The 15,162-nt window shown below is 67.2% G+C and carries 11 protein-coding genes; 6 read left to right on the top strand and 5 right to left on the bottom strand.

Annotation, left to right across the window (positions count from 1 at the left end):
* Nucleotides 1-42: 42 nt before the first annotated feature.
* Together ABQJ54_RS03155 and ABQJ54_RS03150 are read left to right on the top strand one after the other, a co-directional pair.
* Nucleotides 43-1,107, top strand: coding sequence for an OmpA family protein (locus tag ABQJ54_RS03155; RefSeq protein ID WP_367852809.1), 1,065 nt, complete (start codon nucleotides 43-45; stop codon nucleotides 1,105-1,107).
* Between the two features lie 138 nt (nucleotides 1,108-1,245).
* Nucleotides 1,246-1,995 (top strand): pseudouridine synthase, encoded by a 750-nt coding sequence (locus ABQJ54_RS03150; protein ID WP_367852808.1) that lies wholly within the window; start codon nucleotides 1,246-1,248, stop codon nucleotides 1,993-1,995.
* 3 nt (nucleotides 1,996-1,998) lie between these two features.
* On the opposite strand, the gene kbl is transcribed toward ABQJ54_RS03150, so the two are convergent.
* From kbl to ABQJ54_RS03135, 3 genes are all read right to left on the bottom strand, one after another.
* Nucleotides 1,999-3,192, bottom strand: a complete 1,194-nt coding sequence (gene kbl, locus ABQJ54_RS03145; RefSeq protein ID WP_367852807.1) for a glycine C-acetyltransferase — start codon at nucleotides 3,190-3,192, stop codon at nucleotides 1,999-2,001.
* A 144-nt stretch (nucleotides 3,193-3,336) separates the two neighbouring features.
* On the bottom strand, nucleotides 3,337-6,933 hold the full coding sequence (locus tag ABQJ54_RS03140; protein ID WP_367852806.1) for a DUF748 domain-containing protein: 3,597 nt from the start codon (nucleotides 6,931-6,933) through the stop codon (nucleotides 3,337-3,339).
* Nucleotides 6,934-7,215: 282 nt separating this feature from the next.
* Entirely contained in the window at nucleotides 7,216-9,012 is a 1,797-nt protein-coding gene (locus ABQJ54_RS03135; protein ID WP_367852805.1) for a tetratricopeptide repeat protein, read from the bottom strand.
* A 358-nt stretch (nucleotides 9,013-9,370) separates the two neighbouring features.
* Between ABQJ54_RS03135 and ABQJ54_RS03130 the strand changes: the two genes are divergently transcribed.
* Nucleotides 9,371-9,934, top strand: coding sequence for a hypothetical protein (locus ABQJ54_RS03130; protein WP_367852804.1), 564 nt, complete (start codon nucleotides 9,371-9,373; stop codon nucleotides 9,932-9,934).
* Nucleotides 9,935-10,019: 85 nt separating this feature from the next.
* Here ABQJ54_RS03130 and tdh read toward each other — a convergent pair whose 3' ends face one another.
* Both tdh and ABQJ54_RS03120 read right to left on the bottom strand, forming a co-directional pair.
* Nucleotides 10,020-11,054: an L-threonine 3-dehydrogenase gene (gene tdh / locus ABQJ54_RS03125; protein ID WP_367852803.1), complete on the bottom strand. Its 1,035-nt coding sequence runs from the start codon at nucleotides 11,052-11,054 to the stop codon at nucleotides 10,020-10,022.
* A 91-nt stretch (nucleotides 11,055-11,145) separates the two neighbouring features.
* On the bottom strand, nucleotides 11,146-11,862 hold the full coding sequence (locus ABQJ54_RS03120; protein ID WP_367852802.1) for a hypothetical protein: 717 nt from the start codon (nucleotides 11,860-11,862) through the stop codon (nucleotides 11,146-11,148).
* Nucleotides 11,863-12,158: 296 nt separating this feature from the next.
* Between ABQJ54_RS03120 and miaA the strand changes: the two genes are divergently transcribed.
* The 3 genes from miaA to hflX all read left to right on the top strand — a co-directional run bounded on the left by miaA (nucleotide 12,159) and on the right by hflX (nucleotide 15,034).
* Nucleotides 12,159-13,109: a tRNA (adenosine(37)-N6)-dimethylallyltransferase MiaA gene (gene miaA, locus ABQJ54_RS03115; RefSeq protein ID WP_367852801.1), complete on the top strand. Its 951-nt coding sequence runs from the start codon at nucleotides 12,159-12,161 to the stop codon at nucleotides 13,107-13,109.
* A 152-nt stretch (nucleotides 13,110-13,261) separates the two neighbouring features.
* Complete coding sequence (hfq, locus tag ABQJ54_RS03110; protein WP_367852800.1) at nucleotides 13,262-13,540, top strand: RNA chaperone Hfq; 279 nt, start codon at nucleotides 13,262-13,264, stop codon at nucleotides 13,538-13,540.
* A gap of 72 nt (nucleotides 13,541-13,612) precedes the next feature.
* Nucleotides 13,613-15,034 (top strand): ribosome rescue GTPase HflX, encoded by a 1,422-nt coding sequence (hflX, locus tag ABQJ54_RS03105; protein WP_367852799.1) that lies wholly within the window; start codon nucleotides 13,613-13,615, stop codon nucleotides 15,032-15,034.
* Nucleotides 15,035-15,162: the final 128 nt, after the last annotated feature.

Here is a 15,162-nt window from a genome sequence, read left to right as displayed (position 1 = left end):
CGTGTAACGGACGCGAATACCAAATTGACGAGGAGAGACCTGATGAAACACAAGGGCCTTTATTTCATGGTTGCCCTGGCCTTGGGCGGCGTGGGTGCTGTTCACGCACAGGACAACACGGCGGCGACCACGGGCAGCAGCGACAGCTCGGCTGCTCCGGCGTGGCCGAATGGTTTCGATGATCGCTGGTACATCGCGCCGACCATCGGCGGCTATTACAACGACTCGGACCGCAACACCAACAGCCGCCAGATCTATTACGGCTTGGCCGTGGGCAAGTTCTTCACACCGAACCTCTCGCTGGACCTGTTCGTCGACCGCACCAAGCGTGACATCGACGACCATGCCGGTACCTGGGCCAGCAACAACGTGGGCGTCGCTGCGCGCTGGTACTTCACCAATGGTTCGTGGCGTCCGTATCTGCTGGGCGCGGTGATGGGCAGCCATCACAAGGATCCGATGGACAGCAGCTGGGCTCCGGCGGCCGAGCTGGGCCTGGGTCTGTCCAAGTCGATCACCGACAGCTCCGACGTTCGTGTGGAAGGTGGCTACCGCTACGACTGGGACGACCAGAGCCAGCCGAACAAGAGCGGCTACGGCGACTGGTTCCTGGGCCTGAGCATCGTGTCGCGCTTTGGCGCGGTGCCGGCTGCTCCGGCTCCGGTGGCCCCGCCGCCGCCGCCGCCGCCGCCGCCGGCTGAAGCGCCTGCGCCGCAGAAGGTGGTGATCGACCTGCGTGGTGTGAACTTCAAGTTCGACTATCCGAAGAAGGGCCATGTGCACGCTTCGGAAATCGACAAGGCGCTGGCCGTGCCGACGTCGGACTCGGTGGCGATCCTGGATCAGGCGGTGGATACGCTGCAGCGTTACCCGGACGTGCACGTGACGGTGGCGGGCTACACCGACTCGAAGGGCAAGCCGGCGTACAACCAGGCGCTGTCGGAGCGTCGTGCACAGATCGTGTACGACTACCTGACCGGCCACGGTGTGGACGCGAGCCGCCTGGAAGGCCCGATCGGCCATGGCGCGAACGATCCGATCGGCGACAACAGCACCGATGCGGGCCGTGCGCAGAACCGCCGTGTGGAGCTGCAGGTCCAGCAGTAATCGGACTTGTCGCAGTGTCACGAAAAAGCCCGGCCCATGCCGGGCTTTTTCTTTGGAATCACGGGGATCGATCCGGCCGCAGCGCCGTCTGATTTTCGCGATCATGGATAATCGCGAAAGCATTGCCTGGCTTGCCTGATGACGCACACGAAACAACCCGGATCACAAGGCGGCAGGCGCCACGGTGTCGCCCGCGTGCTGAGCAAGCTGGGCGTGTGCTCGCGCAGCCAGGCCGAGGCCGCGGTGCGCGCGGGGCGCGTGGGCGTGGACGGCCGCGTGGTGCGCGATCCCGAATACCCGGTCGAGGCGGAACGCCAGCAGCTCAGCCTGGATGGCGTCGCCGTGGCGGCGGCGCAGCGCGTCTATCTCGCGCTGAACAAGCCGCGCGGCATCGTGGTGAGCGCGGCCGACGAGCGTGGCCGCGACACGGTCTACGGCCTGTTGCGCGACGCCGGCCTGCCGTGGCTGGGGCCGGTGGGACGGCTGGACAAGGCCAGCGAAGGGCTGCTGCTGCTCAGCAACGACAGTATCTGGGCTGCTGGCATCACCGAGCCGGACACCCATCTGGAAAAGACCTATCACGTGCAGGTGGCGGGGCTGCCCGGGGCGGCGGCATTGGCCGCGATGCAGGCCGGTGTTCGCGAGGGCGCCGACTTGCTCAAGGCACGGCGCGTTGCGCTGCTGCGTACTGGCGAGAAGAACGCCTGGCTGGAAGTGGTGCTGGACGAGGGTCGCAACCGGCATATCCGCCGCCTGCTGGCGGCGCTGGGCATCGACGTGCTGCGCCTGGTTCGGGTGGCGATCGGGCCGCTGGCGCTGGGCGAGCTCGCCAAGGGGCAGTGGCGCCACCTCGATGCGGACGAGGTGGCGCAGCTCCGGCGGCGTTGAGCGTCAGATCACGCCGAGTTGCTTGCCTACCTTGGTGAATGCCGCGATCGCCCGATCGAGGTGTTCGCGGGTGTGCGCCGCACTCATCTGGGTGCGGATACGCGCCTGGCCCTGCGGCACCACCGGGTAGAAGAAGCCGGTGACATAGATGCCTTCTTCCAACAATGCGGTGGCCATCGCCTGCGCCTTGGGCGCGTCGTAGATCATCACCGGCACGATGGGATGCACGCCGGGCTTGATGTCGAAGCCGGCCTTGGTCATCTGCTCGCGGAAATAGCGGGTGTTCTCCTGCACTTTCGCGCGCAGGTCGCCGGCGGCCTCCAGCATGTCGAACACCTTGATCGCGGCGGCCACCACGTGCGGCGGCAAGGAATTGGAGAACAGGTACGGCCGCGAGCGCTGGCGCAGCATCTCGATCATCTCGGCGCGGCCGGTGGTGAAGCCACCGAGCGCACCGCCCAGTGCCTTGCCCAGCGTGCCGGTGAAGAGGTCGATCCTGTCCAGCACGCCGTTGACCTCGGCCGAGCCGCGGCCGGTCTCGCCGAGGAAGCCGGTGCAGTGGCATTCGTCGATGTGCACCAGTGCGTTGTACTTCGCGGCCAACGCGGTGATCTGGTCGAGCTTCGCGATGAAGCCGTCCATCGAGAATGCGCCGTCGGTCGAGATCAGCTTGGTGCGTGCGCCGGCCGCGTCGGCGGCCTGCAGCTGCTTCTCCAGGTCGGCCATGTCGCTGTTGGCGTAGCGGAAGCGCCTGGCCTTGCACAGGCGGATGCCGTCGATGATCGAGGCGTGGTTGAGTGCGTCGGAGATCACCGCGTCCTCCTCGCCCAGCAGCGGTTCGTACAGGCCGCCGTTGGCGTCGAAGCAGGCGGCGTAGAGGATGGTGTCCTCGGTGCCGAAGAAGTCGGCGATCTTCCTCTCCAGCTGCTTGTGCAGGTCCTGCGTGCCGCAGATGAAGCGCACCGAGGCCATGCCGAAGCCGTGGGTGTCCAGTGCCTCCTTGGCGGCCTTGATGACCTCGGGATGATCGGCCAGGCCCAGGTAGTTGTTCGCGCAGAAGTTCAGCACCTTGCGCCCGCCCTCCAGTTCGATCTCGGCCGACTGTGGCGAGACGATCACGCGCTCGGCCTTGAACAGGCCCTGTTCGCGGATGGATTTCAGTTCGCTGGCGTAGCGCGCCTGGCCGGGATAGCTCATGGTGGGATTCCGCTCGTGGGGGAAATGCCTATTGTCGGCCTTTTTGCGACTGCCATCCATGGCAGCCGCCCTTCGGACCACCGCTGCTGCGATGTGGAAAATCGCTCTCTACGATTTTTGCCCACGGCGGAAAACCGTCGGTTTTCAGTGCAGGCCGAAATCGACGCGCGTGGTCTTGCCCGCATCGTCGATGCCCTTGGCATCGACCTTGGGCGCCAGCACGAACACGCGGCTGTCGTCGAGCTTGCCGCGCAGCGCGGCGCGCACGGCGTCCGCGCGACGCTCGGCAAGGTGGCGCAAGGCATCCGCGTCCACCGGCATGTTGGTTTCCAGCAGCTTGCGCATCACGTCCGGCGGCTGCGACTTGGTGAGGCCGATGGCATCGCGCGGCTTGGTGAACTTGGCGTGCTTGTAGGCCTTCTTCAGGTACTTGTCGTACTTGTCGGGCGTGAGCTTCGAGAGGTCGACGCCATCGCCGGCCTCCTGCTGCACCAGGTCGTCCACCATCACCTTGCGTAGGCCGCTCTCGTCGAACTTCGGATCGACGCGGCCGGTGATGTCCAGTTTCAGCGAGGTCTTCTGCTGCAGGATCTTCACGATCTGCGCGAGCTTGTCCTGCGCCTTCGCGTCGAGCATGGCCGAACCAGGGGCGAATTCCAGGTAGCCCAGATCCTGCTGCTTGCCACCACCGCCCATGGCCGAGGCAATCAGCCGGAACGGCGAGGTCACGGCACGGCCGATCAGGTTGACGAAGGCGTGCCAGATCAGGCTGCCCACGCTGAACTGCGGATCGTCCAGCGAACCGGTCACCGGCACGTCCACGTCGATGTTGCCGTCGGCGTTCTTCAGCAGCGCCACCGCCAGTTTCACCGGCAGGTGGCTGATGCCGGGCCCCTTGATGGCGTCGCCGAAGGTGAGCTGGGTGATGAAGATATGGTTGTCGGCGTTGAGCTTGCCGTTGTCCAGCTGATAGTGCACGTCCATCGTCAGCCGGCCCTTGGTGATCGGGTAGCCGGTGTACTTGCCCGAGTAGGGCGACAGATGGGTGAGCTCCACGCCGTCGGCCTTGCCCTTCACGTCGAGGAAGGCCACCGGCGCCAGCGGGTTGATCGTGCCGGTGATGTTCACCGGTGCGTTGTCGTCGAGCTGGCCCTGCAGGGTCAGCGCGGCAGGCGGGCCGCCGGCCGTGCCGAACGCACCCACCTGGCCGTCGAGCTGGGTGATGTTGGCGGTGTAGTTCGGCTTGATGAAGTCGTCGGTGTAGTTGAGGTGGCCGCGTGCCAGGGTGATCTGGCCGATCTGGATGTCCGCGGCCGGTGCCGCGGTCGTGCCGGCCGGGGCGGGAGTCGCCGGTTTCGCCTGTGGTTTCGGTGCGGGCGCCTGCTGCTGCACCTGGGTCACCGAGACGGGGGCGGCGGCCGGATTGGCCACCACGTCCTGCAGGTTCGTCCGTCCGTTCGCATTGATGATGACGCGGGCGTAGAAATCGCTGAGCGCCAACCCGGCCACCGACACATGCGGCACGTCCTCGCCCATGCGCACGGTCAGGCCGCTGGCGTTGAGCGAGTTCCAGCGCAGGAAGTCGTCGCCAGTGAGCTTGTCCTGCACGCGCACGTTGCCCAGGGTGACGCGGCCGCGCCAGTCCAGCAGCGCCTGCGGGTGATGCTCGCGGTAACGCACGCGACCGTCCGCGCTGAGCAGGGCGCTGGTGAGCGTCACGTTGAGCGCTGTCCCGACCAGCGACTGCAGCGGGGCGATGTCGAGGCGTGTGGTGCGTACGCGCAGGTCGGCATCCAGCGGCTGCGGGCGCAGCTTGCCGTCGACGCGCAGGCTGCCGCGGCCGATGCCGCCATCCAGCGCCAGCTTCAATGGCCGGCGCATGTCGTCGGAAAGGCCGTCGATGCTGGTGCGGTCGAGCTTGAACTCGGCGCGCCCGTGTTTGCCGGCGATGCGCGGGTCGGTGAGCGCCAGCGTGCTGCCGTCGATGCCGACGTGGGCGATGCTCCAGTGCCAGGCGGGCGCTGGCGACGACTTGTGCGAACCGTGCGACGGTCCGGACTTGACCAGGCCGGTGAGGTCGATGCCGCCGTCATGCAGCCGCCGCGCCTCCACGTGCAGGCCGTGCAAAGTCAGGTGATCGAGCTGCGCCGTGCTGCTGGCGAGGTCGAAGCGCGTGATGCCGGCTTCGAGCGACTGCCAGGCGAGCGGCGTGCGGCTGCCCTGGCGCAGGGCGAGGTCGTTGATCGCCGCAGTGGCCGCTTGCAGGCTGAAGTTGAAGGTCTTGCCCCAGTCCACCTGCAACTGGCCGCTGGCGTCGAGCGTGCCCTTGGTGAGGTCGGCGTTGAGCAGCGGCGGCGCCAGTGGCAGCAGCGGAGCCAGTCCCACGCCCTTGAGGCCCAGCGTGCCGTCGTAACGGCTGTTCGCCAGGTCGAGCTTGCCGTTCATGGCGAGGCTGCCGCCGTTGAGCGTGGCGGCAAGGTCGATCGCGGCCGCCGGCGCGGCGACCGTGGACAACCCGCGCAGCGTGCCGTGGATGTTCTCCAGCGCCAGCGTGGCGGGTTTGCGGCCACTGGCGTCGGTATATTCGAAACGCCCGTCCTGCAGGTTGAGCGCGGCGATACGCACTTCGGTGGCCGGTGTGGCAGGCGTGGTGGGTTTGGTGGCGGCGCCACCGGTCAACGCGTCGAAATTGCTGTGGCCACCGGACTTGCTGGTGTAATGCAGGTCGAGTTTGTCCAGCTGCACCGCGCCGAGGCGGTAGCGCGACAGCAGGGGTTCCACGTCGTCCAGCGCCGCGCCGGCGTGGCCCAGCGCGAGGATGGGAGTGCCGTCGGGAGCCGTCAGCGCGAAGTCGTCCAGTTGCAGCTGGCCGCCCAGCCGCACTTGCGGGCCGGACTTCGCCTGCACGAAGTACAGTTCGAGCTGGCCGGACAGCTGGCCGCGCGGGATCGCCACCGGCAGCCTGGCCGGTACGTAGCCGAGATAGCGGGGCAGGTCGAGGTGATCCAGCGTGAAGCTCACCACCGATTCGAGGCTGTCCGCGAACGGCTTGGTCTGGCCCGCGATGCGCAGCGGGCTGCCGTCCACGTCCATGGCCAGCAGCGGCTGCACGAACACGTCGGTATCGTGCGGCAGGTTGGCGATGAACGGGATGCCGAGTTCCAGGTGGTCGATGCGGTGCGAGGCATGCGTCACCGCGTCGTCGAACGCGATGTCGCCGTCATGCACGCTGATGTTGGACAGCGCGAAGCGCGCCGGCTTGCTGTCCGGTTTCGCCGGCTGGCCCGAGAACTTGTCCACCAGGTCGGAGAAGTTGAACTGTTGCGGCGCGGTGCGTGCGATATGCAGCTGCGGGTGCTGCAGCGAGAGTTTGTCCAGTACCGGCGCCATGCGGAACAGCGAGCTCCATGACGCATCGACCACGACGCGATCGACATCGACGAATGGCGAGTGGCCGTCGCGGTCGCCGATGTGCAGCTTGTCCAGTTGCAGCCGCAGGGTGAACGGATTCAGGTGCACCGCATCCACGCTGACCGGGCGGCCGAGCAGGGCGGTGAGCCGCGTCTGCAGCTGGCTCCGGATGATCGGCGGGGCGACGAAGAAGCCGAGCAGGCCGAACACGGCCAGCACGATGGCGACGATCAGCGCGATCCGGCGCAGCCGGTGCGAGCGATACAGCCGTTCCGCGTGACCGCGTGCCATCGCCAGACGGGAGGCGACCGAAGGGCGAGGATCGTTCATGCTGGCAATATCCCGTTGGCGTGTCGGACCGGCGACGCATCGCCGGGTACTTCCCCTGTTCCGGCAGTTGCCGGACAGGCGAAGTTTACGCAGATACCGTGGTCGGGTGGGGTGTTGCGGGGATGCGTTGGTCCATCATGCCGAATTCACGGGTATCGCGCGGCGTCGTGGCCATCCATGTAGGCGATGCCCCGGCAGGAAGACGCGGGCGGCGACCCGGGTCTGCGGTGTCGCCATTGCGAGGGAAGAGGGGGCGGCCCTTTTGCGCCGAGGGGCTACGCGTTACGGCGATGGTCCGGCTGTTGTAGCCGGCGCGGCGGTGGCGGCAGCGGCGGGTTTGGAGACGGTGTCGTACTGGCGCACGAGTTGCTGGAAGCGCGGGTCGCCGCGCAGCGGCAGGTACGCGGGAGTGAGGCTGAGGTCGCTGCAGATGACCGGCGACGCAGCGCAGAGCTTCGGCAACTGCTCCAGCGCGATGGGGTTCTGGCCCAGCGCCAGCTCGAGCTGAATCACGTCGCCCATGGAATCGGGATCGAGGTCGGCACGTCGGCGCAGCGCCTCCACCGCGGTCACCGCCTGCGCGTGCAACGCGGGATCGAGCAGCGATTGATAGGTCAGCCGGCCCGCTGCGACCAGCGCCTTGGCGAGTTCGGTGTCGGGTTGGGCCAAATCGAAGGCCTTCACGGCATCTTCGGAGCGGTGCAGCAGCGAATAGATCTGCGCCAGGCCGAGCGCGCTGTCGGCGCTGGTCGGGTCCAGCCGCATCAGCGCTTGTGCGGGTGCCAGCGCCTGCGCGTATTCTCCGAGGTCCAGATATTGCGCGACGAGATTGTTCTGCGCGGTGGCGTTGTCGGGATCGAGCTGCACGGCTTCGAGGTACTGCGCCAATCCCGACTTCAGCGGCAGCACGTTGCCGTAATCCAGATGCGCGTTGGCATTGCTGGGGTCGAGCGCCAGCGCGTGCTCGTAGCCAGCCCTGGCTTCGGCGAGCTTGCCTTCCGCCACGTCGGCATTGGCCAACGCTACCAGTGCGTTCACGTTGCGCGGGTCCAGCGCCAGCGCCTTGTGCGCTTCCTCGCGCACCTTGGGCAAGGCGTCCTTGAGCGGCAACGTGGAGTACTGGGTCAGGACGAACCACGCGCCCGCCAGCCCGGCGTGGGCGTCGGCGTAGTCCGGATCGAGCGCGATGGCCTGCTCCAACAGCTTGCGGGCCTGCTCGAGGGGCGCGGCGGTGCGGGCTTTTATTCCCAGCGCAATCGCCTGCAGCACCAGGTCGTGCGCCTGCGGGTTGACGGTCCGCGCAGCGCCGAGGCTCGCGAACTTCACCTTCAGCGCACCCGCGATCGCCGCGGTGATCTGGTCCTGCACCTGGAACACGTTGGCCAGCAAATCGTCGTAGTGGCTTGACCAGACCTGGAAGCCGGTGCGGGCGTTCACCAGTTCTACGATCACGCGTATTTCGTTGCCTTCGCGCAGGATCTTGCCGGTGAGCACGTTGGCGACATCGAGGACCTTGCCGATGGCGGTGGCCGGTTGCGTGCTGTCGCGGTAATGCGAGGCGGTATCCCAGGCGATCACGCGCAGGGCGGTGTTCTGCCCAATCGCGTTGGTGAGTTCCTCGGTGATGCCGTCACTGAAGTATTGTTGCTTGGGATCGCCGCTTTCGTTGGCGAACGGCAATACGACCAGGGTGTCGGCGGGTGGGTCGAAGGCGGCGGGTCTTGCCGGCGCCACAACCTGCCGCGGCGCGGTCGCCTGCGCGGGTTCGGTCGCCTTGGGCGCCGCCGGCCCGATCCGCCACATGGCCAGCCCGCCCAGCACGACCAGCGTCGCCAGGATCGCATGCTCGGTGCGGGTGACCCGCTGTTCGCCGCGTTCGCCGTGGTACCACGCGATCACCAGCGCCACGAAGAACCCGGTGCCGATCGCGATGATCAGGCAACGCACCATCGTCTGCGACCAGCCAAAGCGCTCCGCCACGATGTCCAGCACCGGCAGCATGGCGAAGGACACGGCGATATAGCCCAGCGTCCACTGCACCAGCTTGTGCGCTTTCAGGCGAGCGAGGAACTCTTCCACCGATTTCCCCCGTGCGTCGGCGAGGCGACTATAACGGGCCGGACTCCGGGGAACCATCCTGGTCGTGGTCCGGCGAAGCGGGCGCCGCGCGGTAGCGTCGTCCGTCAATTTCGGGAGCAGACCACCCTACTCAGGGCTGTTCGGTATTGCGGTTGGAGCAGCTGCACCATGCTTGGTCGTTGCTGTCCTCCCATTGAGTCTTCACGCGTTGTACGGGCTCACCCCGAGGTTTGAGACTGGAGCGGCACGAAGATGGAAACATGGTCGACGCAAGAAGCTGCGCAAGTTGACGGCTTCGGTTCCCGAGAGTAAGAGCCAGGACACCCACCACGACGCATCATTTGCAGGAGGTAGGGATATGGACCGTACAAATGCAGTACTGCTTGGTCTTGCCATGTCAGTCTTGTTGGGAGCGAATGCTGTTGCCCGTGACGCTTCGCCGGGAAGCTCTTCCAACTTTCCCCAATCGGCGGTGAGTGGCGCGGCCCAGACTCAGTCCGGCACCGTCACGAATATTCCCCTGCTGGTGGTCGTGACCAACAAAGGGCAGGTTCGCGACATCCAGCACTCCCTACGCTTGCCCGGCGCCGTGAACAACCTGCTCTGGAACAGCGTGCAGGGTTGGGTCAAGTCGTCTGCCCGCATCAATGGCAAGCGCGTCAGGTCGCAGGTTTACATGGATGTGATTTTGCATGCGGAGCCACAGGCCGACGGCAAGTCCAACGTCTATTTCACCCTGGCATCCATCGGCCCCGTCATGCGCGGCTACTGGAGAATGCACGGCGACAGCATCAACGGCCCTTGCTCGATAACGGGCAATATGGCGGCTGGCGTCGGCGGAAGCGGCAAGTGGTGCACCTACAAGCTCACTGCCGGTGCCCTGCCTGCGACAGCCGGGACGTCCTCCGCCAGCAATAAATAGTCGCCATGAAGAACGGGGCGGTTTCACATGCTTCCATGTGGCCATGGGCAAGTGAGGCCAACCCCGCCTTGATCGCTTCGGTGCGTCAATTCCAGGAGCAGACCACCTTGCCGCACTTGCCGGCGTCCATCAGGTCGAAGCCCTTCTGGAAGTCGTCGATGTGGATCTGGTGGGTGAGCACCTTCTGCAGCGGAAAGCCGGTCAGCACCATCTGGGTCATCTTGTACCAGGTCTCGTACATGCGGCGGCCGTAGATGCCCTGCAGGGTGAGGCCCTTGAAGATCACGCGATCCCAGTCGATGCCGGCGCCCTTGGGCAGGATGCCGAGCAGGGCGACCCTGCCGCCGTGGTACATGCAGTCGAGCATGTCGTTGAAGGCGCGCGGGTTGCCGCTCATTTCCAGGCCCACGTCGAAGCCTTCCATGTGCAGATCCTTCATCACGTCCTTCAGCGACTGGTTGGCTACGTTCACCACGCGGGTGGCGCCCATGTCGGCGGCCAGCTTGAGCCGGTAGTCGTTGACGTCGGTGACCACCACGTTGCGCGCGCCCACGTGCTTGGCGATACCGGCGGCGATGACGCCGATCGGGCCGGCGCCGGTGATCAGCACGTCTTCGCCGATCAGGTCGAATTCCAGCGCGCAGTGCGCGGCGTTGCCGTAGGGGTCGAAGAAGGCGGCCAGCTCGGACGGGATCTGGTCGGGGATCGGCCACAGGTTCGAGGCCGGCATGGTCATGTACTCGGCGAACGCGCCGTTGCGGTTCACGCCGATGCCGATGGTGTTCGGGCACAGGTGCTGGCGGCCGGCGCGGCAGTTGCGGCAGTGGCCGCACACGATGTGGCCCTCGGCCGAGACGCGGTCGCCCACCTTGTAGCCGGTGACGCCGGGACCGATCTCCACGATGCGGCCGACGAACTCGTGGCCGATGGTGAGGCCCGGCTTGATCGTGCGCTGGGACCATTCGTCCCACTTGTAGATGTGCAGGTCGGTACCGCAGATCGCGGTCTTCTCCAGCTTGATCAGCACCTCGTTCGGGCCGACCTCGGGCACCGGCACTTCTTCCATCCAGATGCCCTGCTCGGGCTTGCGCTTGACCAGGGCTTTCATCGTCTGCGGCATGGGGAATCCAATGGCTGGCCCGGACGGGCGGGGAAGACGCGGATTATAGATCCTCGTCGCGGCGGCTCGTCTCCATGGCGTTGCCGCGCACTCAGTCGACGCGCTGGTAGACGCGGCGGAATACCACGGGACGCTGCAGGAAGCCTGGCTGCCACTGTTCGACGACTTGCAGCGTGCGGCCGTCGGCGGAGCGCGACCAGGTTTCCTCGATCCGGCCGCCGTCGCCGAATTCCAGGCTGAACTGCAGATCCGGGCCGCCAGCCTGGCGGCGCGCGACGGCACTGCCGTCGAGCGTCTGCTGGTGGTTGCCATCGAGCCGTACATCCAGTTGTTCGCCGTTCTCGAGCCGGGCCTGCACGGCCCTGGCATCCTGCTGCACGACCAGGATGGAATCGTTGTCGAGCATGGGTGGCGACTTGAGCATATCGTTGTCGCCGGACGAATCGTCCGATGACGTGCTGGCGTGCTTGCCGCCGCCGCGGCCATGTCCGCCGCCCATGCCGCCTCCACCCATGTGGCCTCCGCCCATGCCGCCGCCATGTCTGCCGCCGCCTGCGCCGTTGCCGGACCGCGGCGCATTGCCGCTCGACGAGGCGGCGGCCGGGGCCACGGTGGGCGACTGTTCGCGCCGGATCTCCGCACGCAGCCTGGCGGTGACCTGTGCCGGACTGTCGCTGCCCTGGTCGCTGATGCGCCACAGTCCGTTGAAGTCGGGCAGCGCGGCGGTTTGCTGGGCGGATGCCCGGGAGCCAGCGGCCAGCAGGGCAGCGGCAAGGAGCGTGGCATTGAGCGTGCGGGACTTGGGCATGGCGGGGGTAAACGCACGAAGCGACATGTCGATTACACATGGGCTTCCCGTGCCGGCTCTTGCGCCTGTCGCAGTGCGAGGCATCGCCGTGCGTGTTGCACGGGGCCATGCCGGGCTGCTCTGCGTTTTCCGGTCGCGCGTCACCGATCTATCCACAAGCGGTGTGGATACGTGCTGGACAACCATGTGGACAACTCCGATCCATGCCGTCGTGTCAGGCACTTGTCTTGGATTGGCGAGGTTTTGCGCAGGCGCGGGTGGGTTACCCTTGCGCACCAGTTCCCGCGCCGGTCCGCATGAGCCTCGACGTCCGTCCCCCCGCCATCTTCCTGATGGGCCCCACGGCCTCGGGCAAGACCGCGCTTGCCTGCGAGCTGGCGGACCGCTTTCCGCTGGATCTCGTCAGTGTGGATTCGGCGCTGGTCTATCGCGGCCTCGACATCGGCGCGGCGAAACCGGATGCGGCCACGCTGGCGCGCCATCCGCACGCGCTGATCGACATCCGCGACCCGGCACGGCCGTATTCCGCGGCGGAGTTCCGCGACGACGCGCTGGCGGCAATGCGGGCCGACACGGCGCAGGGCAGGGTGCCGCTGCTGGTGGGAGGTACCGGGTTGTATTTCCGGGCGCTGCAGCGTGGCCTGTCCGAACTGCCCGAGGCCGATCCGGTATTGCGCGCGCGGCTGGCGGGCGAAGCGGCGCACACGGGCTGGCCGGCCATGCATGCGCGGCTGGCGCGGCTCGATCCCGCCGCCGCGGCACGGATCGGCCCCAACGATGCCCAGCGCCTGCAGCGCGCACTGGAAGTGATCGAGCTCAGCGGGCGTCCCCTGTCCGAACTGCAGCGTGGCGGTCGTGGCGAGGTGTTTCCGTGGCGCGTGCTCAAGCTGGCCCTGCTGCCGGGCGATCGCCGGCCGCTGCATGCCCGCATCGCCGGGCGCTTCGACGCGATGCTGGCGGCGGGTTTCCTCGACGAGTTGCGCACGCTGCGCGCCCGGGGCGACCTGCATGCCGACCTGCCGGCGATCCGCGCGGTGGGCTACCGGCAGGGCTGGGAACACCTGGACGGGGCGACGGATGCCGCCGGCTTCCGCGACCGTGCGATCTTCGCCACCCGGCAACTGGCCAAGCGGCAGATCACCTGGCTGCGCGCCGAGCTGGATGCACGCGTGTTCGATCCCGAGGTTTCGCCGCCGCTGGCGGGGGCGGCCGAAGCCATCCGGCTGTTCCTCGGAACCCCGGAGTGAAGCGGGCGCGGCGAGTCTTCGTTTTCGTGCGTGGATTCCCCGAAAAACCCCTTCCTTCAAGCCCTTGAACCCGGTTAACATCCCTTCAGTTGGGCCGGGGCGCCGCAGGCGTTTTTTCCCCGGCCGGTTCGCCGCTCAGGGGAGAACAAGAAATGTCCAAGGGACAATCGCTGCAGGATCCTTTCCTCAATGCCTTGCGCCGCGAGCGCGTGCCGGTGGCCATCTATCTGGTCAACGGCATCAAGCTGCAGGGCACGGTCGAATCGTTCGACCAGTTCGTCGTGCTGCTGCGCAACCAGGTCAGCCAGATGGTCTACAAGCACGCCATCTCCACCGTGGTGCCCAGCCGCAACGTGCGCATCGGCAACGGCCACGACGGCCACGAGGCGCATGTCGACGCCGCACCGGCCGGCGACGCGCCGGATGCTTGATTGATGGCCTGCCGGCCCACATGAAAGCGGGATCCCATCGATTCCGCACCGTCGCAGAGGCCGCCAGTCCACGTGTTTGATCGTCAGAAGAAAGGCGAGCGCGCCATCCTCGTGCTGCCGCATGCGCGTGGCAGCGGTGACGCCGAACGCCGCGCCGCCGAGTTCGCCGAACTGGCCAGGTCCGCCGGCGCCGAGGTGCTGGGCAGCGTTTCCGCACGCGTCGAGATGCCCAATCCGCGCTACTACATCGGCAGCGGCAAGGCCGAGGAAGTGGCCGAGATGGTGCGCGCGCTGCAGGCCGACCTGGTGCTGGTCGACCACCTGCTCAGCCCGGTGCAGGAGCGCAACCTGGAGAAGCATCTCAGCGCGCGCGTGGTCGACCGCGCCGGCCTGATCCTGGACATCTTCGCCCAGCGCGCCCGCTCGCACGAAGGCAAGCTCGAGGTGGAGCTGGCCCAGTTGAAGCACGTCGCCACCCGGCTGGTGCGCGGCTGGACCCATCTGGACGCCCAGCGCGGCGGCGCCATCGGCAACCGCGGCCCCGGCGAAACCCAGCTGGAAACCGACCGCCGCCTGCTCGCCGAACGGGTGAAGCAGCTCACCCGACGCCTCGAAAAAGTGCAGACCCAACGCGGCCAGCAGCGTCGCGCGCGCCTGCGCAACACGGTGCCGCGGGTGGCCCTGGTGGGCTACACCAACGCGGGCAAGTCCACCCTGTTCAATACGCTCACCGCGGGCAGCGTGTATGCCGCCGACCAGTTGTTCGCCACGCTCGATCCCACCGTGCGCCGGCTCGACGACCTTGCCTGCGGCCCGGCGGTGATCGCCGACACGGTGGGCTTCATCCGCGAGCTGCCGCACGACCTGGTCGCGGCCTTCCGCGGCACCCTGGCCGAGGCGCGCGACGCCGACCTGCTGCTGCACGTCGGCGACGCCGCCGACGAGGAGCGCGAGCCGTTGCGCCGCGTGGTCGACCAGGTGCTGGAGGAGATCGGCGCCGGCGACGTGCCGCAGCTGCGGATCTACAACAAGATCGATTTGATGGGCGTGGATGACGGCGCCGGCGCCGTCATCCCTGCCGGCGAAGATCAAGAAACAGCCATCCCTGGCTGTACTCTTCAAGAAAGCGCGGTTGCCCGTACATCGATACAACCTCGCATCGATCGCGATGCCGATGGGCGGCCGCAGGCAGTGTGGCTCTCTGCCGCCACCGGTGCGGGCATCGAACTGTTGCGCCAGGCATTGGGTGAACTGCTGGGCGGTGAGCGGGTGCAGTCCGAGCTGCGCCTGCCGCTGACGGCGGGGCGCCTGCACGCACGGCTCAAGGCGGTGGGAGCGATCGCCGGCGAGCAGGTGGACGAGCACGGCTGGCGCCTGCGCATCGACGCGCCGCGCAGCGTGATCGCGCCGCTCAACGGCGGCAGTGCGGCGGAGACCGAGCTGCTGCGCGCGTTGCTGGCGGCATCGCCCCCGGACGCTGCCTCGCTCTGCTAGAATTCCAATCGTTTGCGCGACCGAAAACCCTCGGCGCCACCCCCGACAGGCAGCCTGGTTCCGCTACATGCTCGTTGCGTCCAAACCGACTCGCTCCGGCGCGCATAGCCGGCCTCCCCAGCCAAGAG

Source organism: Rhodanobacter lycopersici (assembly GCF_040812335.1).
Classification (GTDB): Bacteria; Pseudomonadota; Gammaproteobacteria; order Xanthomonadales; family Rhodanobacteraceae; genus Rhodanobacter_A; species Rhodanobacter_A lycopersici.
Note: the sequence above shows the minus strand (reverse complement) of the source record. Positions and strands in the feature narration are given on the sequence as shown.